The sequence below is a fragment of the Methylovirgula sp. genome, assembly GCF_037200945.1.
Taxonomy (GTDB): domain Bacteria; phylum Pseudomonadota; class Alphaproteobacteria; order Rhizobiales; family Beijerinckiaceae; genus Methylovirgula.
Map to the genome: position 1 here is coordinate 3,224,641 of NZ_JBBCGP010000001.1, position 22,283 is coordinate 3,246,923.

Annotated in this window: 19 protein-coding genes and 2 pseudogenes; 12 read left to right on the forward strand and 9 right to left on the reverse strand. The window is 59.1% G+C overall.

Annotated elements, in window-relative coordinates:
• Nucleotides 1–27: 27 nt before the first annotated feature.
• Genes WDN02_RS15720 through WDN02_RS15730 form a run of 3 tightly spaced genes read right to left on the reverse strand, consistent with a single transcriptional unit; the run spans nt 28 to nt 2,599 of the window.
• Nucleotides 28–1,416 (reverse strand): ATP-binding protein, encoded by a 1,389-nt coding sequence (locus WDN02_RS15720; protein ID WP_337294380.1) that lies wholly within the window; start codon nt 1,414–1,416, stop codon nt 28–30.
• A complete protein-coding gene (locus WDN02_RS15725) occupies nt 1,416–2,132 on the reverse strand; it encodes a response regulator transcription factor (RefSeq protein WP_337294381.1) in 717 nt (238 codons plus the stop codon). Before WDN02_RS15725 ends, WDN02_RS15720 begins: the two co-directional genes overlap by 1 nt.
• A 35-nt stretch (nt 2,133–2,167) precedes the next feature.
• On the reverse strand, nt 2,168–2,599 hold the full coding sequence (locus WDN02_RS15730; protein WP_337294382.1) for a PepSY domain-containing protein: 432 nt from the start codon (nt 2,597–2,599) through the stop codon (nt 2,168–2,170).
• 210 nt (nt 2,600–2,809) lie between these two features.
• Here WDN02_RS15730 and WDN02_RS15735 point away from each other — a divergent pair, with 210 nt between their 5' ends.
• Together WDN02_RS15735 and WDN02_RS15740 are read left to right on the forward strand one after the other, a co-directional pair.
• On the forward strand, nt 2,810–3,391 hold the full coding sequence (locus WDN02_RS15735; protein ID WP_337294966.1) for a TadE/TadG family type IV pilus assembly protein: 582 nt from the start codon (nt 2,810–2,812) through the stop codon (nt 3,389–3,391).
• Nucleotides 3,388–3,966 carry a TadE/TadG family type IV pilus assembly protein gene (locus WDN02_RS15740; protein WP_337294383.1) on the forward strand — a complete coding sequence of 193 codons (579 nt, stop codon included), beginning with the start codon at nt 3,388–3,390 and terminating at the stop codon, nt 3,964–3,966. Before WDN02_RS15735 ends, WDN02_RS15740 begins: the two co-directional genes overlap by 4 nt.
• Before the next feature lie 204 nt (nt 3,967–4,170).
• Here WDN02_RS15740 and WDN02_RS15745 read toward each other — a convergent pair whose 3' ends face one another.
• Nucleotides 4,171–5,877 carry a TadE/TadG family type IV pilus assembly protein gene (locus WDN02_RS15745; RefSeq protein WP_337294384.1) on the reverse strand — a complete coding sequence of 569 codons (1,707 nt, stop codon included), beginning with the start codon at nt 5,875–5,877 and terminating at the stop codon, nt 4,171–4,173.
• 268 nt (nt 5,878–6,145) lie between these two features.
• On the reverse strand, nt 6,146–6,625 hold the full coding sequence (locus tag WDN02_RS15750) for a YcgN family cysteine cluster protein (protein WP_337294385.1): 480 nt from the start codon (nt 6,623–6,625) through the stop codon (nt 6,146–6,148).
• Between the two features lie 234 nt (nt 6,626–6,859).
• Here WDN02_RS15750 and WDN02_RS15755 point away from each other — a divergent pair, with 234 nt between their 5' ends.
• Genes WDN02_RS15755 through WDN02_RS15765 form a run of 3 tightly spaced genes read left to right on the forward strand, consistent with a single transcriptional unit; the run spans nt 6,860 to nt 10,255 of the window.
• Nucleotides 6,860–9,061: a PBP1A family penicillin-binding protein gene (locus WDN02_RS15755; protein ID WP_337294386.1), complete on the forward strand. Its 2,202-nt coding sequence runs from the start codon at nt 6,860–6,862 to the stop codon at nt 9,059–9,061.
• Nucleotides 9,062–9,080: 19 nt separating this feature from the next.
• Nucleotides 9,081–9,656, forward strand: coding sequence for a DUF1214 domain-containing protein (locus WDN02_RS15760; protein ID WP_337294387.1), 576 nt, complete (start codon nt 9,081–9,083; stop codon nt 9,654–9,656).
• Nucleotides 9,653–10,255 (forward strand): hypothetical protein, encoded by a 603-nt coding sequence (locus tag WDN02_RS15765; protein ID WP_337294388.1) that lies wholly within the window; start codon nt 9,653–9,655, stop codon nt 10,253–10,255. The genes WDN02_RS15760 and WDN02_RS15765 overlap by 4 nt, the downstream gene beginning before the upstream one ends.
• Here the strand turns inward: WDN02_RS15765 and WDN02_RS15770 are convergent.
• Together WDN02_RS15770 and WDN02_RS15775 are read right to left on the reverse strand one after the other, a co-directional pair.
• On the reverse strand, nt 10,252–10,449 hold the full coding sequence (locus WDN02_RS15770) for a hypothetical protein (protein WP_337294389.1): 198 nt from the start codon (nt 10,447–10,449) through the stop codon (nt 10,252–10,254). The genes WDN02_RS15765 and WDN02_RS15770 overlap by 4 nt on opposite strands.
• Nucleotides 10,450–10,604: 155 nt before the next feature.
• A complete protein-coding gene (locus WDN02_RS15775; protein WP_337294390.1) occupies nt 10,605–10,946 on the reverse strand; it encodes a DUF1491 family protein in 342 nt (113 codons plus the stop codon).
• A 172-nt stretch (nt 10,947–11,118) separates the two neighbouring features.
• Here WDN02_RS15775 and WDN02_RS15780 point away from each other — a divergent pair, with 172 nt between their 5' ends.
• The 5 genes and pseudogenes from WDN02_RS15780 to WDN02_RS15800 form a co-directional block, all read left to right on the forward strand.
• A complete protein-coding gene (locus WDN02_RS15780) occupies nt 11,119–12,660 on the forward strand; it encodes an inorganic phosphate transporter (RefSeq protein ID WP_337294967.1) in 1,542 nt (513 codons plus the stop codon).
• 129 nt (nt 12,661–12,789) lie between these two features.
• Nucleotides 12,790–14,175 (forward strand): M20/M25/M40 family metallo-hydrolase, encoded by a 1,386-nt coding sequence (locus WDN02_RS15785; protein ID WP_337294391.1) that lies wholly within the window; start codon nt 12,790–12,792, stop codon nt 14,173–14,175.
• Nucleotides 14,176–14,366: 191 nt separating this feature from the next.
• Nucleotides 14,367–16,052, forward strand: coding sequence for a formate--tetrahydrofolate ligase (locus WDN02_RS15790; RefSeq protein WP_337294392.1), 1,686 nt, complete (start codon nt 14,367–14,369; stop codon nt 16,050–16,052).
• 408 nt (nt 16,053–16,460) lie between these two features.
• A pseudogene (locus WDN02_RS15795) lies at nt 16,461–16,910 on the forward strand (protoglobin domain-containing protein); the annotation flags it as partial.
• Nucleotides 16,911–17,042: 132 nt separating this feature from the next.
• Nucleotides 17,043–18,085, forward strand: a pseudogene (locus WDN02_RS15800) (methyl-accepting chemotaxis protein); the annotation flags it as partial.
• Here WDN02_RS15800 and murJ read toward each other — a convergent pair.
• Together murJ and WDN02_RS15810 are read right to left on the reverse strand one after the other, a co-directional pair.
• A complete protein-coding gene (gene murJ, locus WDN02_RS15805; RefSeq protein WP_337294393.1) occupies nt 18,082–19,626 on the reverse strand; it encodes a murein biosynthesis integral membrane protein MurJ in 1,545 nt (514 codons plus the stop codon). The pseudogene WDN02_RS15800 and the gene murJ sit on opposite strands and share 4 nt — an antisense overlap.
• A gap of 154 nt (nt 19,627–19,780) precedes the next feature.
• Nucleotides 19,781–20,380, reverse strand: a complete 600-nt coding sequence (locus WDN02_RS15810) for a superoxide dismutase (RefSeq protein WP_337294394.1) — start codon at nt 20,378–20,380, stop codon at nt 19,781–19,783.
• A gap of 274 nt (nt 20,381–20,654) precedes the next feature.
• On the opposite strand from WDN02_RS15810, the gene WDN02_RS15815 reads away from it, so the two are divergent.
• Together WDN02_RS15815 and WDN02_RS15820 are read left to right on the forward strand one after the other, a co-directional pair.
• Entirely contained in the window at nt 20,655–21,590 is a 936-nt protein-coding gene (locus WDN02_RS15815) for a sodium/calcium exchanger protein (protein WP_337294395.1), read from the forward strand.
• A 272-nt stretch (nt 21,591–21,862) separates the two neighbouring features.
• A complete protein-coding gene (locus WDN02_RS15820) occupies nt 21,863–22,276 on the forward strand; it encodes a MucR family transcriptional regulator (protein WP_337294396.1) in 414 nt (137 codons plus the stop codon).
• Nucleotides 22,277–22,283: the final 7 nt, after the last annotated feature.

Consider the following 22,283-nt stretch of genomic DNA (forward strand, 5'->3'; position numbering starts at 1 on the left):
ATTGCATCTCATTCTTAAACGGTAAATTCAAGCTGCCGCCGGCAATTCCAGTTCTGCACGCAGCCCGCCCGCCGGGCTCGCGTCGAGCCGCAGCGCACCGCCGTAGAGAGCGGCAAGGTCGGCGACGATTGAAAGACCCAGCCCTGATCCGGGCCGCGTTTCATCCAATCGGCGGCCACGCCGCATGGCGGCCTCGCGCAATTCCGGCGCGAGCCCGACGCCGTCATCATCGATGACGACGCGAAAGAATTTCTTACCCTGTGGATTGGCGGCCAAAGCCGTGATGGCGATGGTCACATTCTGACGCGCCCATTTCCCGGCGTTATCGACGAGATTGCCGATCATCTCCTCAAGATCCTGCCGCTCGCCGCGAAAACGGATGTTGTCTGCGACCTGCGCCGAGAAATTGATGCCCCGGTCGCGATAGATTTTCTCGAATGTGCGCACCAGACCCGTCGTCACCGGCGCAACCTCCGCCATATTGCCGATGGCGCCGACACGCACGGCGGCCCGCGCGCGATCAAGGTAATAAGTCACCTGATCGCGCATGATCGCCGCTTGCTCATGCACCTTGGACGACAGCGGACCCTTTTCGATGTCCGCCTCATTGATAATGACGCTGAGTGGCGTCTTCAGTGCATGCGCCAGATTTCCGACCTGGGTGCGGGCGCGTTCGACGACCTCGCGGTTGGCGTCGAGCAGGAGGTTCACTTCGGAGGCAAGGGGTGCAATGTCCTGCGGAAACTCGCCGCCGATCTTTTCGCCCTGCCCTTGCCGGATCGACGCGACGCCTTCCTGCAAGCGGCGCAAGGGCTCCAGCCCGTAACGCATCTGCAGCACCGCCGAACCGACAAGCGCCGCGGCGAGCAACGTAAACGTCACGATCAACGCGAGTTCGAAGCCTTCGACTTCGGATTCCATCGGCGCCGTCGTCGCCGCAACCTGCACGAGATAGATGCCTTCATCGCCGGTATCGATGGTGCGTTCGACCATGCGAAGGATTTTTTCGTCAGGACCTTTCACATAACCGTCGCGCGCACCGCCCACGCCGGCTGGAACACCCTTGGTGACAAGCTGCGGCAGGCGCTCGGCGAAGAGCGAACGCGAACTAATGATATTCGGATCGTTGCCGTCGAGCCGGGTGATCTGCCAATACCAGCCGGACAGCGGAATCTCGAATTGCGGTTCGCCGAGTTCGAATTGCTGGGGACGGTTTTCTTCGCTGGGCGAGGCGATGTCGGCGACAAGAGCGCGAAGATAAAATCCCAACTGCTCGTCAAAGCGCGTCTCGGCCGATTTGCGGTAGAGCGCGGAAAGACCCGCGCCAGCGATGACCAGAATGATCGAACTGAGCACCGCAGCCGAAACGAACAGCCGCGCCGCGATCGACCAATGTCGCGGATTGAGGCGTCGCATCAGGAGGTTTTGGGTGCGGGTGCGCCCGGCTTGTCGCCTTTGCCTGCTTGCTCAGCCTCCGGCTCGGCAACGACATAGCCAAGTCCGCGCACCGTCTGAATGATATCGATCCCGAGTTTCTTTCGCAGGCGCCCAACGAAAACTTCGATCGTATTCGAGTCGCGGTCGAAGTCCTGATCGTAGAGATGTTCGACCAGTTCACTACGCGAGACGACCCTGCCAGCATGGTGCATGAGATAGGCTAATAGCCGGTATTCATGCGAGGTCAGTTTGATCTGATTGCCATCAACGAGGACACGACTTGAACGAGTGTCCAGCCGCACGGGTCCGCAGGTCAATTCGTTTGAGGCATGGCCGGTTGCGCGCCGCAACAGAGCGCGGATTCGCGCCAGAACCTCCTCGATGTGAAAGGGCTTGGCGACATAATCGTCCGCCCCGACATCGAAGCCCTGTACCTTGTCGCTCCAGCGGTCGCGCGCCGTAAGAATCAGCACCGGCATCGCACGGCCGGCATCGCGCCAATCCTTGAGGACGCTGATTCCATCCTTCTTCGGCAGACCAAGGTCGAGGACGATAGCGTCATAAGACTCCGTATCACCCAGAAACCACCCCTCCTCGCCGTCGTAGGCGCGATCGACCGCATAGCCCGCCTGCGTCAGCGCGGTCGCGATCTGCCGGTTCAAATCCCTATCATCCTCGACAACCAGAAGCCGCAATCCGCTCTCCCTAACCGCAGTTCATTCGGCGACACTCACTTGGCGTTTTTGGCGCTGAGAATCTGGCCCGTCAATGCATTGGTATAAACGTGAATCACCCGGCCATTTGTCCGCAAAAGGCTGATTTCATAGATATATTGTTCTTTGCGACGGCAAAGTCGAACGCCAAGCGCCTCGGCCTCGTAACGGCGAGCAGCGCCCATCAGCAGCCTGAACGGCTCGGCGAGCTTGTGCGCCGCAATTTTCTCCCGCGTCTGCGAAGCTGAAAAGCATTCGTGCTCCGGCGGGACCGCCCGCGCTGCGCCAGCGAGATGGAGAGCACTGCTAAGGTGTGAGTTCGTCCCAAGCCGGCCGCTACCTTCACTATGCGGACTATGCGCACTGCCGGGTTGGCGCGACGTTCCGGCTGCCAGCGCTTGGACGCAGGCAAAGAAAAGAGCTGCGAGTACAAGGCCGGCGTGCCGCATCGGGTCGAGACTCGCTTCAACGCGGTGAATGCGCGATGAACATCGGGCGGATCAGCGAAGCTATACAGGCGCTCCCGGGCTTTGCAAAGCCTACCCTCTCGACGCAACGGTTCGTTTACTCGAATAGAGGCGTTCCCGTAACTATTGCGCAATTTCCATCGGATAGGGTCTTTCGAGACAAAATGTTTCCGAGACCCCTGACGCTTGGCTATGACCGCTGAACCAGATCATGCCTCCAGAAAGCGCTTCCGCTGGCCGAAATTGCCGCGCCGATTCGTGCGCGATCAAGACGGCGCGGCCGCGGTGGAATTCGCGATGGTCGCCTTGCCGCTTTTCGCGATCATTATGGCGTCGCTGCAAGCTGCGCTCGTTCTGTTGGCTGAGCAGGAATTGGACTATGCGACAGATGAAGCGGGTCGCCTCGTCATGACCGGCCAGGTATCGAGTACTGTGGGTCAGACCGGTTACCTGACACAGGCTCAGTTTACCCAGAAAGTCTGTAGCTATCTGCCCGCGCTCTTCAATTGTTCAAACCTGATGGTCAACATGCAGGCCGCGAGTTCATTCAGCGGCGTGAACACTTCAGCGCCGACCTATACCACGCTTCAGCAGAACCAATGGAGCTACAGCACCGGATCGCACGGTTTGACCCCGAACACCGTGATCCTCCAGGTCATGTACGAATGGCCGGTCTTCGGAAGCCCGATGAGCTTCAACCTCGCCGATCTGGCGAACGGCAAGCGCCTGCTGATCGGAACTGCGGTGTTCAAAAACGAGCCAGGCCAACAATGATGCGCTCGCACCTTTTATACGATAACCTGACACGCTTCACATCCCATGAAAAAGGGATTGCGGCGGTCGAGTTCGCATTGACCTTGCCGATTATGCTGTTCGTCTTTGTGGGCGTGACGCAGGTCGGCCAAGCGGTTTCGATCAGCCACAGGGTCACGATCACGGCGCGCACGATTACCGATCTCGTCACTAGAGAGACCGTTTCAACCGGCTTAGTCCCGGCGTCCACGATTCAGACGGATCTGGCGGCAGCGGCGCAAGTTATAGCGCCGTACCCGTCAACCACTCTGACAGTGACCGTATCGCAAATTGTAACGGATTCGAACGGCAATGCGACGGTAAATTGGAGTCAATCCTGGCCCAACAATAATAATGCTTTGGTCGCTGGCTCTGCGTTCACACTTCCGAGCAGCTTGGCAGGGGCAAACATCACAATTATCTACGGGCAGGTCAGCTACGGCTACACGCCGATCCTTGGCTATAAGATCATTCGACCGATGACACTCTCCGACTCGATCTATCTGTACCCGCGGACAGGTACCTGCGTCCCTGTCGTCAACGAATGTCCGCAATAGTCAGCTATACTCGACCGGGTCAAACGCGTCACGTCTTGACGTCATTGAGACCAAATTATTCCGACTTATATTACGGCCTTGCACTCTCGCCAGATCGCCGTGAAATCGTCTGAACGTTGTGAAACCTCGAGCGGTATTGACTGGATTCAACCACGCAAATGGCCGGGACAAGCCCGGCCAAAACATTTCAGATAGTTTTGCGACCTATTCGGTTAAATGGGCTGCCTGGTTCGCTGCGGCAGTGAAAAGCGACTGCAGCGCCGTGCTAATATCCTGGTCCGTCGAGACCTCGGTATAGAGAGACGGCGACGACGCGCAGGATTGCAGGGCGGTTGCATTATTAGGATTTGGCGTCGGAACCGTGTTGCTATCGAACGGCTTAACATTGCCGTTGTAGAAGCTGTTACTCGGCAAAGCTGAATAGTTAAGATAAAGTACGGCGATCTGAATTGGCAACCCGGCGGCGCTCGCCTTCTGCTTGATGGCGGTGCAATTTGCCGTATTGATCATCGAAATGGTTCGTCCGCCGCCGTTGACCTGATAGTCATTCACGCCGTCGGTAATGAGCATCAACACCTCTTGCGGCGTGTCTCCCGGCAATTTGGTTCCGTTGCCCGGCGTCGGCATCAGCGTGCTGATTTGCTTCATGGCCGCGTCGAGCGCTGTACCGCCGTCCTGAAAGTTCGTGCAGGTCTGCTGGTATTGACTGGGATCTGTTGACGACGTCTGATTCACGCCTGTGAAACTTCCATTGTCAAACACCTGCAGCATCTGGATATTCGCGGCAGCCGTGGAAGCGGTGGACATATCCTGCGGTGTCAGGGAACTTCCCCCAGAGATAAAATGTAGCGGCGGATTGCCAGAATTGCATGGGGATGCGGTCGTCCAATCGGTATCGAATGTGGCGACCGACATCTGATACACCGCGCCATTGCCTAATGTGCTTCCGCTCCCTTGGCTCATACTTGTCGCATAGGGGCCAAGCTGTTGGACGGCGGCACGCAGATTATCGATACGAAGTGTCATGCCCTGCACGCATTCCGCATAAGTGTAATCATCGACGTAACCGGGATTTTTGGAAGTTCCTGCCGTGTAGTAAGTGAATGTCTGAGTTTTTTTATTCTTCCCGCTCCCTGTCGTAACCGAGCCTGAGTTGGCGTTGACCCCAATACAAGAAGAATTTCCAGGCAAAACCCACGTTTTGTAATCGGATTCATGGCAAGCGAAGGAGCAACCGCCTTCGTTATCCCCACCGCCCCCCGTGCCGCTCGATGTGTAATTGAACATATCGGTAATGTTCTGAGCCGAGGCTGGAATCGCCATGGACGGCGACGAATCCGCCAGGATGTAAAAATTGATGTTGGGCGCTATAGACACTTGCGCCACGGCGCCACCGGCTCCGTTGCCGATCGGAATTGTTTTCATGCCGATGATGCCGCCGAAGGCATCGATCGAGTTTGCGGTGTATACGACCTTCGTTGAACGCGGGGGCTGCGACGAGTTGGTCCCGTCAGTAACCGTCACCGTTCCATGAACGTTGGTCGCGCCGATCACAGCGCTGGCGAGAGAATTGAACATCAGTTGCGCCCGGGTCTGCGCATCTGTCTGATCCAATCCCTCGCCCGGTATGGGTGAGTAGGCCGGCGGGCTCCCCGAAAGCGTGACCGTGGACAGCGCGACCGTATCAGCGATCGCGTCGAGCTTGGCCTTGCGCCGCGTGGCGTTGGTGTAATCAATCCCTGCACCAACCGCGAAGAGGATCGGAATCGAGCATAAGGCGAAGATCATCGCGACATTGCCACGTTGATCGGATTTAAAGCGCGAAAGTTCGTGCCGGGCGTGGAAAATAAGGTCGGCCACAAACGCGCGGCCGGCGCGTAAAATCGATGAGGGGTCGAAACGTGTGGTCACGGGCGCAGTCCTTGAAATCTGATGCCCGTAGCTAAAGCCTCTATTGGTAAAGAGTTCTTACAGTTAATAGCAAAGTGATCGGTGCATCGCGCAATTTTTGGCTCGCAACGCCCCGAGAAGACCTTTATTTCTGGTGAAATAACAAGGGTTTCTGTGTCGTCGGCCGGGCTACTTGGCTTGCAAAACACTCTGGCATTGAGCTTTTGCCTTGGTAAATCAGGCCCTATCGCATTCGCTGAAAGATCGCGCTTCTCCGTTCGGCTGACGTTTACGCGGAACGCTTCCGCGCGGCGCGGGGCGAACGGCCCGGCCAACTGACGATGTGGTTGGTATAATCATCGACCTTGAGATCGGTCTCGGTCAGTTCGACCCGGCCGCGTACCGAAATTCCCGCCTCGTGAACGGTCTCCGGCGAGCCGGAGACAAGTGGATGCCACCAGGCCAGCGGCCGGCCCTCCGCTCGTAGCCGATAGGCGCAGGTCGGCGGCAGCCAATGAAGTGATGCCGCCAGGTCTGGCGTGAGTTTGAGACAATCGCGGACCTTGCGACGGCGATGGGCATAATCGGCACAGCGGCAGGTCTCGACGTCGAGCAGCCGACAGGCCACGTCGGTGAAATAGATGCGGCCGGTGTCCTCGTCTTCCAGCTTAACGAGACAGCAGCGGCCGCAGCCGTCACAAAGGCTTTCCCACTCCGCCGCGGTCAAGTCTCCGAGCGGCTTCTCCCAATAGGCATCCGTCTTTGCCATGCTCTTGCCCCGACGCTGTGGTTCTTGAGCCATGTCTGTGCCTTTGCCCGCGGCCCGTCCCGAACCCATAATCGCAGAATGGCGCCTAGCGGCCGCCCGTTTACGCGAAGAGGAAGCTGGCCTTAAGTCTTTCGGTCACATCGCATTTGCCCGAAAACCGCTTCGCACTTTTCGGTCCGATGCTTTAAAATTGCAATCCATTCCGGTCTCGGCCCAGAAGAAAGCCACAGCGGCATGAGTGTTTTGGACAGGCTGCGTTCGTCCAGGCTCTATAAACGGGCCTCCCGCGCCCTACTCGAAATCGACGCCTTTTTCGACTCTTCCATGTTCGAGTCGGGGGAGCGCTCGCGCAGTGCCTATGCCTCGCTCATCGCCTTCATGGACCGGCTGCATGTGTCCGGCTGGCGGCGGTTGCTCGTCGAACTCTTCTGCGAAGGCTCGAACATCGCCGTCGTGATCGGGCTAATCGCCCTTTTCTTCGCCATCCCGGCCTTCGAGGATACCGCCGGCGCCGATTGGCTGAAAAAGGAAGACCTCGCCGTCACCTTTCTCGACAGCTATGGCCAGATCGTTGGCCGGCGCGGGATCAAACACGATGATTCCGTGCCGATCGAGCAGATGCCGAAATATTTGATCGACGCAGTGATCGCCACCGAAGACCGGCGCTTCTTCGAACATATCGGCATCGATTTCGTTGGCGTTTTCCGCGCGCTGATGGTCGATGCGAAGGCCAACGGCGTGGTCCAGGGCGGCTCCTCGCTCACGCAGCAGCTCGCCAAAAACATCTTTCTATCCAATGAGCGGACGCTGACCCGCAAGGTCAAGGAAGCCTATCTCGCGCTCTGGCTCGAAGGCCATCTGACCAAGCGTGAAATCCTCCAGCTCTATCTCGACCGCGTCTATATGGGCGGCGGCACATTTGGAATTCAAGCCGCGTCGCAATTCTATTTCGGCAAGTCGGTCCGCGATGTCAGCCTTGCCGAGGCCGCCATGCTCGCGGGTCTCTTTAAAGCGCCGACCAAATATGCGCCGCACGTCAATCTGCCTGCCGCCCGCGCCCGTGCCAATGAGGTGCTGAATAATCTCGTCGACGCCGGCTATCTGACCGAAGGTCAAATCTATGCCGCGGTGCGAAATCCTGCGACGCCGGTCGCACGCGGCCAAACCTATTCGCCGGACTGGTACCTCGATTGGGCCTATAGCGAAGTGCATCAGCTCTCGGCCGCAGGCAAGCTCGGCAACAATCGCGTGCTGACCGTGCGGACAGCGCTCGATTCAAATCTGCAGCAATACGCGGACATGACGATTGCCAACCAGCTTCGCGAATTCGGTCCAGGCTACCATGTCAAACAATCGGCCATGGTCATTCTCGACCCTTCGACCGGCGCAGTCCGCACGCTCATCGGCGGCCAGGACTATGGCGAGAGTCAGTTCAATCGCGCCACCGATGCCATGCGCCAGCCGGGCTCATCGTTCAAGCCAATCGTCTATCTGACCGCACTGCTGACGGGCAAGTACAAGCCAACGACGGTCGTTCTCGACGCGCCGGTCTGTATCGGAAATTGGTGCCCGCATAACTTCGGCAACAAATATATGGGCAACGTTCCGCTCATCACCGCGCTGACGCATTCACTCAACACGGTGGCCGTGCGGCTGTCGATCGCGATCGGCGCGGCGAATTCAGTGCCCGGTCACAACAATGTCTACGAGGAAGCCAAACGCGGCCGCGCTAAAATCATCGAGACGGCCCGCAAGATGGGGATCAGCACGCCGTTGCCCGACACTGTCTCATTGCCGATCGGCGCCGACGATGTGAATGTGATCGAAATGTCCGGCGCCTACGCCACCTTTGCCAACGGCGGCAAGCATATAACCCCGCACGCCGCGGTCGAAATCTACAACAGCCACGGCGATCTCGTTTACAGCTATCAGCGTGACAATCCCCCGCCGCGACAGGTCTTCGACAAGGATAAAATCATCGACATGGTGACGATGATGCGCAATGTCGTACAGGACGGCACCGCGCAGCGCGCTAAGCTCGATAATGTGGATATCGCCGGAAAAACCGGCACGACGAACGGCTTCAAGGACGCCTGGTTCAATGGCTATTCGGGTAATTTCGTCGGCACGATCTGGTTTGGAAACGACGACGACACGCCGACCGACAACATGACTGGTGGCTCGCTGCCGGCGATGACCTGGCACATCATCATGGCCTATGCGCATCAGGGCATCGAATTGAAACCACTGCCGGGATTACCGCCCCCGCCCGTCGCCGTTAAAGCGCCGCCGGTGGCAGCAACCGCGGACGCGGGGCCGCCTCCGCCGCGCCACCCTGCAGCGCTGTCACGCCATTCCGCCGATGTCCTCGCTGGCATCGAGACGGCGGCGCATAACGTCGCGAGCAACCGGCAGGATGGACCTGCGCCGCAATGAGTGCTGAAGGCCTGGTGCGTTGACTCTCATCAAATTCATTCTCACCGTCCTTGTCGGCACATTGCTCGGCTTCCTCATCACCGCGCGCGTGCTCGATCGTGGCATCGGTTTCGATACGGCCCGCGCCGGCCCCTGGCTTGGCCAGCCAAAAGCGGGAACCATGGATATCGATCCCTATGCCCATGCGATCATTGCCCGCACGGCCGAGTTGCCGCTCGGCAGCGCCGAAGGCCTCAGCTTCATTGCGCGCACCGATAGCGAGGATGCGCCGCTGCGGCCTGAATGCGATTACACAATCAGCGGCACGGTCCCACCAACGCGTTACTGGACTTTGACGATCGTATCGCCAAAGGGATTTTTGATTTCCAACCAGCCGCAAAAATTCGGCTTCACGTCGCGGGAGGTCGTTCGTGCAGCGGACGGGACGTTCGCTATCGACGTCAGCCGCCAGGCACGGCCCGGCAATTGGCTGCCCGTCGGCGACACCAGGCGCTTCGCTCTGATGCTTCGTCTCTATGATACGCTGCTTGACTTCGGCACGACAAAAGTCGAGGCGGCGGCACTGCCGAAAATCCAGCGTGGCAGGTGCTCATGAGCCTGGGTGACCGCTTCTTCAGCTTGCTGCTTTATTTGGCCGGCGTTCTCTGCGTCGCAGGCCTTGTTCATATCGTCTCGATATTGATGATGCCGCATGTCGCTGCGCATGACGCTTATCAGCGTTTCGCTACGCTGGCGAAACCGGGCAAGACGACGCTCTTGCCGCAGGCGCAGCCTGGTCATGAAATTGAACCGTTCGCGGATCCGGCCTTGGCGCAAGCTGTGTGCCTTTACGACCTTTCCGACGGGCCGCTGCATGTTCACGCCGATCTTCCCGACAACCGTTTGCTGACGATGTCGTTTCGCACGCGAACCGGAGAGGTTTTTTATTCGATGACCGATCGTGCCTCACTGCACGGAACGATCGACGTCACCATCATGACGCAGGCAGAACTCGACGCCGCGCAGCAAGACGATGAAGATAATGACGACGATGAAAATGATCAGCCGTTGAAGGAATTGCGCCTCGTCGCCCCGGACGCCAAGGGCTTCGTCCTGATCAACGCTCTTTCGGCCTATCCGAGCGAACGCGCTGAGGCCGAGGCGGAAGTCAAATCGGTCGCCTGCGCCCCCGAAACAATTGCGCAAGACAATTAATGCGGCGCCTGCTCGCGCTGGGCGACACTTTTGCGCTTTGTGTCCATGCGATCGGATCGAATGGCGGCCTCGTGATAAGTCTCTGTGCGAATGTAACGCACACCCGTAAAGAAGAGAATTTCCGCCTCCTCGCCGCGCGGCGCTGCGCTGCGCGCAACGCGCGTTTGCGCCCTAAAAGCTAACAGCTCGCCCATGGTTTGACCTCCACGCGGCCCTGCGTCCGTCCCTATTCTCCGCATCACGCCGAGCCCGTGAGGACAAGCGTCACCCCGGGTTGGTTAATGCTTTCTCAACGGATTTTAAAAGATTGGAAAGAAAAGCGCGGCGTGGCTCCGGCGCTACAAAGGCATCAGGACGCGTCTGCGAGATCGAGAAAATTGCGGCCGAGGCGATCTTCGACTTCGACGATCCAAAGATCGACATCGAAGTCGATTTCGCGTTTAAGCCGCGCTTCAATGGCGCCGGGATCGAGCCATTCTTCTTTATGAAGCCGGGTAAAAAGGCGCACGCCGTCATCAACTTCGCTCGGCGGTGCTGGGCCAAACAGAGCGGCCTGTCCATCAAGCCTGTCGATCTTTACGAATATGGTGCCGGCTTCCGCCGCGCCCCGTCGGCGTAAGTAGGCGGGTGCGCCTTCTACGCCGCAGCGCCGCAAATACGCGGCAATCCAGATATCGCTTCGCAATCGCATTAAACTGGACCCATATCGCCCGCATCCCCAACTTTGTCACAAAACTGCAATGCACTTCGGTTTGGTTAGCGCCGCCGTTTGGAGGATGCGCGCCATGACTTCCCTTTCATCTATTGATACCGCCCCGCAAGAGACGCGAGGTCCTGCCCCGAAACTCGATCATCCGATCGATATGAAGGCTGTGATTGTTTTTCTTACGATTATTGGCTGCGGACTGCTGTTCGCCGCTTTTAGTGTGCATAATGACGTCGAAGCGACCGGGACGGTCGTCAAAAGTGTCCTGCCTTACCTCCTCCTTGGCGTCGCTTTGGTGATTGCCCTTGGGTTCGAATTCGTCAACGGCTTCCACGATACCGCCAATGCCGTCGCCACCGTCATCTATACCCGCTCGCTGCCGGCGCAGGTCGCCGTGGTGTGGTCGGGCACCTTCAACTTCCTTGGCGTTCTGACCTCGACCGGTGCCGTTGCCTTCGGCATCGTCTCGTTGCTGCCAGTGGAGTTGATCCTCCAGGTCGGCTCAGAAGCGGGTTTCGCCATGGTGTTCGCCATGTTGATCGCCGCGATCATCTGGAACCTCGGCACCTGGTGGCTCGGCCTCCCGGCGTCGAGCTCCCACACGTTGATCGGCTCGATCATTGGCGTCGGCGTTGCTAACGCACTTATGCGTGGCCGTGACGGCACCTCGGGCGTGGATTGGGGCAAGGCGACCGAAATCGGCTATGCGCTGCTCCTGTCGCCGCTGGTTGGCTTTGCCCTTTCAGCGCTTCTGCTGCTGATCTTCAAGACTCTCATCAAGAATCCGGATCTCTTCAAAGAACCGAAGGGCGATCAGCCGCCGCCGGCCTGGATCCGCGGTCTTCTGGTTCTGACCTGCACCGGCGTTTCGTTCGCGCACGGTTCGAACGACGGTCAGAAGGGCATGGGCCTTATCATGCTGATCCTGATCGGCACGGTGCCGACAGCCTACGCACTTAACCGCGCTGTGCCTCCGCATCACATCCAGACGTTTGTCGCCACCTCGGAAGCGGCGTCAAAAGTCGTCAATTCGAAGGCGAGTGGCTACAACATCATCGGCGATCCCCGCCCCGCGGTGACCGCCTATGTCTCCCAGCATCAGCTCAACGAGGGCACTTATCCGTCGCTCGCCGCGCTGATCCAGGACATCGCCAAACAGGTGCAGACCTACGGCTCGCTTGCCAAAGTGCCGGCAAACCAGGTTTCGAACACCCGCAACGACATGTACCTGACCTCGGAAGCGATTCGCGTTCTGAGCAAAGACAAAGCGAGCTCCCTTTCAGCGAGCGACGTGAAAACGCTGACCGCCTATAAGAAGGAACTCGATCTCTCGACGAAGTTCATCCCGATCTGGGTGAAGATCTGCGTCGCCTTGGCGCTCGGCCTCGGCACGATGATCGGCTGGAAGCGCATCGTCGTTACCGTCGGCGAAAAAATCGGCAAGGAGCATCTGAACTATGGTCAGGGCGCCGCCGCCGAAATCGTCGCGATGGGTACGATCTTCGCGGCCGACAACTTCGGTCTCCCGGTCTCGACCACCCACGTCCTCTCGTCCGGCATTGCCGGCACGATGGCGGCGAATGGCTCGGGGCTCCAACTTGCGACACTGCGCAATATCGCCCTCGCTTGGGTGCTGACCCTGCCTTGCGCGATCACGCTCTCCGCCACGCTCTACTGGATCTTCCGCCACATCTTCTGATCGGAAGTTCTTTTTGAGCAGAGAGGCCGGCCCTGCCCCCAGGGCCGGCCTTTTGTTTGGGCGGCAGGACTTGCCGCTCCGACGCCAAGCGGTTAAGCCAGCCGGCATCCCACACCTTACGGAGGCCGCATGGCTCAGCTCGATGCCGCGCTGGCGAAAATCGATGCGAATTTGGACGCGGCGTTGCAGCGCCTTTTCGCCCTTGTCTCGATCCCATCGATCTCGACCGATCCGGCCTACGCCGGGGACTGCCAAAATGCGGCGGAATGGCTGAAAGACGAATTGCACAGCCTCGGGTTTGAAGCCTCTGTGCGGCCGACCGCCGGACGGCCAATGGTCATCGCCAAGGCGAAAGCCCGGCGCGCCAACGCGCCGCATGTACTGTTCTATGGGCATTACGACGTCCAGCCGTCCGACCCGCTCGATCTCTGGAAGACCCCGCCCTTCGAGCCGCGCCTTGCCGACGCGCCGACAGGCACCCAGATCGTCGGCCGCGGCACCTCTGACGACAAGGGCCAGTTGATGACCTTCGTCGAGGCGTGTCGGGCGTTGAAAGAAACCGGCGATTTCCCTTGCGACATAACCATTCTCTTGGAGGGTGAAGAGGAATCAGGTTCGCACTCGTTGCCCGCCTTCCTCGCGGAGAATAGGGATGAACTCCGCGCCGACGTCGCGCTGATCTGCGATACGAGCATGCTTGATCGCGCCACGCCGGCCATCACCACCATGTTGCGTGGAATCGTGACGCAGGAAGTCGTCATCAAGGGCGCGGATCGCGACCTTCATTCCGGTCTGTTCGGCGGCGCGGCGGTCAATCCGGTCCATGTGCTGACGAAAATCATCGCCGATCTGCACGACGAAAATGGCCGCGTCACCCTGCCCGGCTTTTACGATGGCGTCGCCGAATTGCCGGCGGAGATCGCCGCGCAATGGCGCGAGATTGGCTTCGACGGCGCGCAATTCCTCAAGGATGTCGGTCTTTCCGTTCCGGTGGGCGAGAAAGGCCGCAGCGTGCTCGAAATGATCTGGGCGCGACCGACCTGCGAGATCAACGGCATCATCGGCGGTTATACCGGCAAGGGATTCAAGACGGTGCTCCCGGCGCAGGCCAGCGCCAAAATCTCCTTCCGTCTCGTCGGTGCCCAGGACCCCGAGAAGATCGCCGCGAACTTCCGCGCTTTCGTCAAGGCGCATCTGCCGGCCGATTGCCACGCCGAGTTCATGGCGCATGGCGGCTCCGCGGCGCTGCAATTGCCGTTCGACTCGGCGCCGCTCACGCGTGCCCGTGCGGCGTTGCACGACGAATGGGGCAAGGAGCCGGTGCTGATCGGCTCGGGCGGCTCGATCCCGATCGTCGGCGCGTTCAAACGCGACCTCGGCATGGAAAGCCTGATGATCGGCTTCGGCCTCGAAGACGATCGTATCCATTCGCCGAACGAGAAGTACGAGCTTTCATCATTTCATAAGGGCGCGCGAAGCTGGGCGCGGATATTGACGGCGCTCGGCGCGGCATAAGTCAGCGCGCTCAAAATGCTGCACTGCCCGCGCCGTTGGTGCGGCGCGGAAGCGCACTCTGCGTCAAACTGGGCATTGACCTTTTGGCGCGTTGACGGCAGGACCACGCTTCGCCCAAGAAGGCTTATAAGTTTCCGCCATCAACAACTTGCGCGGCGTCAACCAGCGCGAGACCGAACCCGAGGACCGCCATGGCCACCGATATTGAAATCGCCCGCGCTGCCAAGCTCGAACCTATCCTGAAGATTGCCGAGAAGATCGGCATTCCGGCTGAGGCGGTCGAGCCCTACGGCACGAAGATCGGCAAGGTCGATCTCGGCTTCTTGGCCGAGGCGCAGGAACGCGCCAAAAGCCGCGCGAAATCGAAGCTCATCCTCGTCACCGCCATCAACCCGACGGCGGCCGGCGAAGGCAAGACAACGACCTCGGTTGGCCTCGCCGATGCGTTGCGCCATGTCGGCAAGAAGAGCGTCGTTGCCCTGCGTGAACCCTCGCTCGGCCCGTGCTTCGGCATGAAGGGCGGTGCCGCCGGCGGCGGCTATGCCCAGGTCGTGCCGATGGAGGCGATCAACCTACATTTCACCGGCGATTTCCACGCCATCTCCGCCGCGCACAATCTGCTCGCGGCGATGATCGACAATCACATCTATTGGGGCAATCAGCCGGCGATCGACTCACGCCGCGTTGCGCTGCGCCGTGTGGTGGATATGAACGACCGCGCGCTGCGCGAGATCATCGTCTCGCTCGGCGGTGTCGCCAACGGCTATCCGCGCGAAAACGGTTTCGACATCACCGTTGCCTCGGAAGTGATGGCGATCTTCTGCCTCGCCCGCAATCTCGCCGATCTGCAAGATCGGTTGGGTAAGATTGTCGTCGCCTATGGTCCGGATAAAAAGCCGATCACCGCGGAAGACTTGAAAGCCGCGGGCGCGATGACCGTTCTGCTCAAGGACGCGCTGATGCCGAACCTGGTGCAGACGCTGGAAGGCACGCCGGCGTTCATTCACGGCGGTCCCTTTGCCAATATCGCGCATGGCTGCAATTCGGTGATCGCGACGACGGCGGGACTCGCGCTCGCCGATTACACGGTGACGGAAGCGGGCTTCGGCGCCGACCTTGGCGCGGAAAAATTCATGGACATCAAGTGCCGCAAGGCAGGCCTCGCACCATCCGCCGCCGTCATCGTTGCGACGCTCCGCGCGCTCAAGGCGCAGGGCGGCGTCGTCAAAGCCGATCTCGGCAAGGAGAACCATGCGGCGGTGAAGGCCGGCCTCGCCAACCTCGGCCGCCATGTCGCCAATGTGCGCAAGTTCGGTCTGCCGGTCGTCGTCGCGATCAACCATTTCGGCGGCGATCACGAGGATGAACTCGAGATCATCGCCAAGACCTCGCGCGACGAGTTCGGCGCCGAGGCGATCGTCTGCAAACATTGGGCGGAAGGCGGCAAGGGCGCGGTCAAGCTCGCCGAGAAGGTTATCGAGCTCGCCGAATCCGGCAAAGCCAACTTCCAGGTGCTTTATCCCGACGACCTCTCGCTCACCGAGAAGATGCGTAAGATCGCGCAGGATATCTATGGCGCGAAGGATATTTCGATTGAGCCCGCGGCCAAGAAGCAGATCGCCGACATTGAGGCGCTCGGCTTCGGCCATTTGCCCGTCTGCGTGGCGAAGACGCAATATTCCTTCTCGACCGATCCGACCAAGCTCGGCGCACCGACCGGCTTTACCGTTCCGGTGCGCGAAGTGCGGCTCTCGGCTGGTGCTGGTTTCGTCGTGATGATCACAGGCGAAATCATGACCATGCCCGGCCTGCCGAAAGTGCCGGCAGCGGTGAACATCCGGCTCGACGACAAGGGCCAGATCGAAGGGCTATTCTAAGGCGCTAAGACCTGCGATGGAATTGCCGCGCAGCCGCAACCATCGATCTAAAATTTCCAAGTTGAGCAGATGCGAGACATCGCATCTGCTCAAGGCTGTCGCGCGGGCGCGGGTGCAAAAGCGCCATTACGCTCCTAAGAGTCTGCAACTTTTCGCAATCATGCTCCAGGTCAATCCGCCTGACGATTCCCGCAGTCTTTTGCAGCGCTCTTCACGACGTTCGATGTCACCAAGTTTCAACTCTGCCGCGGATGTCTATATTTCTGGTTGTAAGTATTAATGAGAATTTAATGAGGTAAAAACGTTTCCAATACGAAAGATCTCCGACACAATATTGATCCTAATCAACAGCGGAACTCAATCCACGTCATATACAGGGCGAATCAATACATTGGAATCTGAGGCCCCATGTCTGAGTCCGCGTATAGCCTGGATGGTTTGAGTGAACGTCTCGATTTTCTGGGGCTCGACGAGGGGATACGCACAGCGCTCCGGGACTTGAGGCCTGTTCTCGCGCAGGCCATCCGCCCCGCCCTGAACACCTTCTATGATAAGGTCCGCGCCACGCCGCATATGCGGGCTTTTTTCAGCGACGACCGTCACATCGCGGCTGCGCAAAGCCATCAGGAAAAGCATTGGGCGCTGATCGCCGAAGCAAACTTTGATACGGATTATACAAATGCTGTCCGGCGCATCGGTCAGGCCCATGCCCGCATCGGCCTTGAACCGCGCTGGTATATCGGCGGCTACGCGGCAGTCCTCACCGAGCTTGTCCGTGCCCTTGTCAAGGAGCAATGGCCGCGCTTGACGCAACTCTCGAAGCGCAACCCCCAAAGTGTCGCGGAGTCCTTGGGCGCGCTCGTCAGGGCGGCAATGCTCGACATGGACCTCGCCATTTCCGTCTATCTCGATGAACTCGACGGGCAGCGCCAAGCCGCGCAGCAAGCAAACGAAACCGTTAAGCGCGAGGCGGCGAACGCCGTCAATGCCCTTGGCGCCGGCTTGACCAAGCTTGCAGGCAAGGATCTGACCTATCGCATTTCCGATGATCTTCCAGACGCCTACACTAAATTAAAAGGCGATTTCAACGCGGCCGTAGAACAGCTTGAAAGCGCGATAGGCGCTGTCTCTGGAAGCACTGAGGCCATCCATTCCGGCACGCAGGAGATTTCCTCGGCCGCCGACGATCTCTCGCGCCGCACCGAGCAACAAGCAGCAAGCCTTGAGGAGACGGCGGCGGCGCTCGATGAGATTACCGCGACGGTCAAGAAGTCGGCCGAGGGCGCGCGCCATGCGCGATCGGTCGTCTTGGCTGCCGATGAAAACGCCAAGCAAAGCGCCCTCGTCGTGCAGGAAACCATCGCCGCGATGGATGCGATCGCCAAATCGGCACAGCAAATCAATCAGATCATCGGCGTCATCGACGAGATCGCCTTCCAAACCAATCTGCTTGCGCTTAACGCGGGTGTGGAAGCCGCCCGCGCTGGCGATGCCGGACGCGGCTTTGCGGTCGTGGCTTCTGAAGTTCGCGCCTGGCGCAACGTTCCGCCGATGCCGCCAAGGAGATCAAGGCCCTGATCTCCGCCTCCAGCATGCAAGTCGATCACGGCGTGAAGCTTGTCGGAGAAACCGGTAAATCGCTCGAACGAATCATGGCACAGGTCGGCGACATCAGTGATGTCGTCAGCCAGATCGCAACGGGCGCCAGCGAACAGGCACTTGGTCTCGATCAGGTCAACGCCGCTGTCAACGAGATGGACCGCGTGACGCAACAGAATGCGACAATGGTCGAAGAGACGACCGCAGCCGCCCATTCCGTGTCACAGGAAATGTCACAGCTCTACGATTTCATCGGCAAATTTCAGATCGGGCGAGCGCCGCAGGAAAGGATGACCGACATGGAGCGAAAGAAAGCCGTCGGCCACGTCATTCGGAATCAGGATGGCGTCAAGCCCGCGCCACGGTCCACGCGCGGCGCGATAAAGGCGGTCGTCTATGACGAAAAACTTCGCGGAGTCGCGCGGAAATTCTAGGCTCGCTGACGCCGCGAGCGAATCCCGAGCCTCACGCCTGTCGCATAAAGTCCTGCGCCCAGCACAGGCGCATAAACCAAAGCGCCGCCGATAAGCAGCAGAATCAACTCGCTCTCGTTCTGGAAGCGCGGCAGGCGGGCGCAAAATTCGGCCGCCGGCCAAGCAGCGAGCAAAGCAAAAAGTGCCAAGGCAAAGCCCGCGACGGATGTCACCGCCGCGCTTTTGCCGAACACCCAATCGAGCCGCATCAGGCCCTGACGCGAGGCGATCGCCATCAACAGAAGCAGGTTGATCCAGGCACCCGTGGCTGTCGCCGTGGCAAGACCCGCGGCGCCGAACGGATGGAATAACAGCAGTTTTAAGCCGACGTTTACGGCCACGGCGAAGAGCGAGACATACATCGGCGTTCGCGTGTCGCCGATCGATTGAAAACTCGCGACCGCCGAACGGATCAAGACGATCGGTACGATGCCGAATCCATAGGCTGTCAAAACTGCGGCGGCGGCGAGCGCATCAGCTTCGTTAAAAGCACCATGCATGAAAACGCCGCGCATGATGATTTCCGGGATCATGACGAAGGCGACGAAGCATGGTGCGGCGATCGTCACAGAAAGCGCCATTGTCCGGTTCTGCGCGTGATAAGCGCCGTCTGCATCGCCACGGACCAGACGGCGGCTCATTTCCGGCAGCAGCACCGTGCCGGCGGCAATGCCAACAACGCCGATCGGCAATTGATAGATGCGGTCGGCATAATAGATCGAAGAAACGCCGCCCGTCGGCAGCATCGAGCCGATGATCGTATCGGCGAAAAGCGCGAGTTGCACGCCGGCCGAGCCGATCACCGCCGGGCCGAGGATGACAAAGAAATGCTTGACGTCGGCATTCCAGACGTCACGCACGAGATGTTCGTGCAGGCCAATCCGCTGCAGCGCCATGAACGTGAGCGCGAATTGCGCGATGCCCGAAACGGTGACGCCGACCGCGGCGGCGACCCCGGCGCTCGGAAAAAGAAACGCCAATGCCAGAAAGAAGATCATCACGACGTTCAGCAAAATCGGCGCGGAGGCCGCGGCGGTGAAATGCTCCAGCGCGTTCAACGTGCCTGATTGCAATGTGACGAGCGTGATGAAAAGCAAATAGGGAAAAGTGATCCGAGTCAGCGTCACGGCGAGCGCGAATTTCTGCGGATCAGCACGAAATCCCGGCGCCAGAAGATCAATAAACTGCGGCATGAAAATAAGCGCCGCAGCCAGCAGCACGACCTGCGAGGCCAACAACAGTGTGAATATCTGGCTGGCGAAATGGCGCCCCGCCTCGGCGCCGCGTTTCGCCAGAATCTGCGAATAGCAAGGCACATAGGCGGCGTTGAACGCGCCTTCGCCGAAGATCGCACGAAAATGGTTTGGCAGCCGGAAAGCCACGACAAACGCATCGGCATTGAGGCCCGCGCCAAGCACGGCGGCCAGAATGACGTCGCGGATAAATCCCGTCGCGCGCGAAACGAGCGTCAGCACTGCGACGGAGAAAAGGTTTCTATACATCCAAGCGTCCGCCCCCGCGAATCGCGGAGGACCACGATCTTTTTATTTCGGCGCCAAGTCAAAACGCACGCCGTTGCGACCAAGGTACACAAAATGAAAGGTCGGCCAAATGCTTGGCCGACCTTTTATCGCCGCAATTCAGGCGAAACCTAGTTTAAGCTTCGCCGGTTTCGAAGCGCTCGGCAACATATTCCCAATTGACGAGGTGATCGACGACAGCTTGCAGATAATCGAGACGACGATTGCGGTAGTCGATGTAATAGGAATGTTCCCAGACATCGATGCCAAGAATTGGAATTGCACCGAAGATCAGCGGGTTTTCGCCATTGGCGGTCTTCATGACTTCGATTTTGCCGTCCTTAAGCGCGAACCACGTCCAGCCGGAGCCGAATTGGCCGACGCCGCCCTGAACGAGCTGCTTCTTCGCCTCTTCAACGGAGCCGAATGAATCGGCGAGCGCTTTTTCAAGCTTGCCGGGAATTGCGCCACCGCCGTTCGGCTTCAGCCAATGCCAGAAGTGGGTATGGTTGTAAGCTTGGGCAGCATTGTTGAAAAGCGGCGCATTCTTGCCGTGTGATTCCTTGACGATCTCTGCCAGGGGCTTGTCTGCCAGCGGGCTGTCCTTCAGGAGGTTGTTGGCCGTGTCGACATAAGCCTTATGGTGCTTATCGTGATGATATTCGAGGGTTTCACGCGACATATAGGGTTGTAGCGCGTCGTAAGCATAAGGCAGGGGGGGAAGCGTGAGAGCCATGTCTACTCCTTATTGGCATGGAGACGGGGAAACTCATGAGGCGGCCGCAATATCCCATCGCGAAAGGATCGGGCCGCGTATGTCAGGTAGGAAGGCGGGACGGTTCGGCAACCTTATACTGGGCAAAGGTGCGAACCGGAAGCGTGGTTGAGCGACATCTGACGTCCGCCGGCCGACCCTTCCCTTCCGTTAGCGATACCACAACGGATGACAGGCAATGTGACAGGCCAAGTCAAATGCTCGCGCTGGCTTTTAAAGCACGGAGGCGGAAATCATGAAATACGCCCTTTTCGTCCTCGGCATGATTCTCATCGTGGTCGGTGGCTATTTCCTCTTCAGCGGCTCGAACATCATCGAAGTCGAGCGCGGGTGGTCAAGCGTCATTGCGGGGACGACCGCACTGACGGGCGGTGTGATTACCTTGGGCCTTGCAGGAGTCGTCAAGAGCCTCGAAGATTTGCAGCGCCTTTGGGCAGCCGGCGTCGAACGGCCTGCCGCCGGCCCCGTGCTCCTGGAAACACCAGCGCCGTCTGTTACCCCGATCGAAACGCCCGTCGCCCCCGACTTCGGTCCAGTGCTGTTCGACGCCGATGCTCCCTCTCTCTTTGAAGAAGAGGTCGCGCGGGACGAACTGCCGGAACCGCCCCCGCCGGATGTGATCCCGAGCCCGCTCCCAAAAGAACGGCCACGGTTGACGCCCCAATTCGAGCGTTCACAAGATACAACGGAGCCATCAGCCGCGATCGCCGCATTGCGTCAACGCGTGGCAGACGATTTTTCCTTGAATTGGCCGAGTTTCAATCAACGCCCAGAGCCGCCACGCGAGCCGGCAATCCCCGCCGAACCTACCCCGGCCGAACCTGTCTCGACCGAACCTGAACCGGCGCCGGTAACACCGCCACCACTGCATCTCGACGATCTCGACATTGACGAGCCGGAGTTATTGCGCCGCGAAGCGGAGGCCGAACTCGAAGTCGAGACGCAAGAGCCGGAAGCCGAACCGGTGCCTGCGGCGCCAGCCGAATTTGCCGCTGCTGAAGGAAACGGAGCTTCCGCACCGGAAGCACCCAAGCCGAAGGCCATTGGCCGCTATGAGGCCGACGGCACGATCTACGTGATGTTCGCCGATGGATCGATCGAGGCACAATCCGCGGAAGGGACACGCCATTTCAATTCAATGGCCGAGCTTAAAGCATCCTTCCACGCCTAGACTTGGCCGTACCTGCGATTTCGGCCATCTAGTTAGAAGCTGACGTAAGGGCATCTAAGTTTTCCGGTGGAATTCCATAATCTTAGACTGTCGAGCAGTTGTGCCGTGAAAGTTTTCATTTTATCACCTCCGTGCGATTCCTGAAGAGTCGCGTGACAAATCGCATTGTGGTGATTTTTCAAAAGATTTTATGGGGATGCGACGCGATGTCTGTGGTGCATCCGTTACTTTTTGATCAATGCTGACTTAAAATTAAAAGCAGGGGCCGGCAAATGAGCGACATAAATTCTGGAAACTACATTGAATTGGCGGCTGAAATTGTTTCTGCCTATGTCAGCAACAACTCCGTTCCTGCGAGCGATTTGCCCAGCCTCATCCATGAAGTTCATTCGGCGCTGTTGAAGGTCACCTCTGGACACCCCATCGTCGTGGCGGAGGCGCCCAAGCCCGCGATACCGACCAAAAAATCGATCACAAACGATTATCTTATCTGTCTTGAGGACGGCCGGAAATTCAAGTCGCTCAAGCGACATTTGCGGACCCAGTATAATTTGTCACCCGATGAGTACCGGGAGAAATGGGGCCTGCCTCCGGATTATCCGATGGTCGCGCCGAACTACGCCAAGGCGCGTTCCAACCTTGCCAAACAGATGGGGCTCGGCCAGCAGCGCCGGCGCAAGCGGTAATCCTTCC

Coding starts and splice junctions, on each gene's coding strand:
- WDN02_RS15720 (WP_337294380.1), bottom strand. CDS start 1,416: ATGCGACGCCTCAATCCGCGACATTGGTCGATCGCGGCGCGGCTGTTC.
- WDN02_RS15730 (WP_337294382.1), bottom strand. CDS start 2,599: ATGCGGCACGCCGGCCTTGTACTCGCAGCTCTTTTCTTTGCCTGCGTC.
- WDN02_RS15735 (WP_337294966.1), top strand. CDS start 2,810: ATGACCGCTGAACCAGATCATGCCTCCAGAAAGCGCTTCCGCTGGCCG.
- WDN02_RS15740 (WP_337294383.1), top strand. CDS start 3,388: ATGATGCGCTCGCACCTTTTATACGATAACCTGACACGCTTCACATCC.
- WDN02_RS15750 (WP_337294385.1), bottom strand. CDS start 6,625: ATGGCAAAGACGGATGCCTATTGGGAGAAGCCGCTCGGAGACTTGACC.
- WDN02_RS15755 (WP_337294386.1), top strand. CDS start 6,860: ATGAGTGTTTTGGACAGGCTGCGTTCGTCCAGGCTCTATAAACGGGCC.
- WDN02_RS15765 (WP_337294388.1), top strand. CDS start 9,653: ATGAGCCTGGGTGACCGCTTCTTCAGCTTGCTGCTTTATTTGGCCGGC.
- WDN02_RS15770 (WP_337294389.1), bottom strand. CDS start 10,449: ATGGGCGAGCTGTTAGCTTTTAGGGCGCAAACGCGCGTTGCGCGCAGC.
- WDN02_RS15775 (WP_337294390.1), bottom strand. CDS start 10,946: ATGCGATTGCGAAGCGATATCTGGATTGCCGCGTATTTGCGGCGCTGC.
- WDN02_RS15780 (WP_337294967.1), top strand. CDS start 11,119: ATGAAGGCTGTGATTGTTTTTCTTACGATTATTGGCTGCGGACTGCTG.
- WDN02_RS15785 (WP_337294391.1), top strand. CDS start 12,790: ATGGCTCAGCTCGATGCCGCGCTGGCGAAAATCGATGCGAATTTGGAC.
- WDN02_RS15790 (WP_337294392.1), top strand. CDS start 14,367: ATGGCCACCGATATTGAAATCGCCCGCGCTGCCAAGCTCGAACCTATC.
- murJ (WP_337294393.1), bottom strand. CDS start 19,626: ATGTATAGAAACCTTTTCTCCGTCGCAGTGCTGACGCTCGTTTCGCGC.
- WDN02_RS15810 (WP_337294394.1), bottom strand. CDS start 20,380: ATGGCTCTCACGCTTCCCCCCCTGCCTTATGCTTACGACGCGCTACAA.
- WDN02_RS15815 (WP_337294395.1), top strand. CDS start 20,655: ATGAAATACGCCCTTTTCGTCCTCGGCATGATTCTCATCGTGGTCGGT.
- WDN02_RS15820 (WP_337294396.1), top strand. CDS start 21,863: ATGAGCGACATAAATTCTGGAAACTACATTGAATTGGCGGCTGAAATT.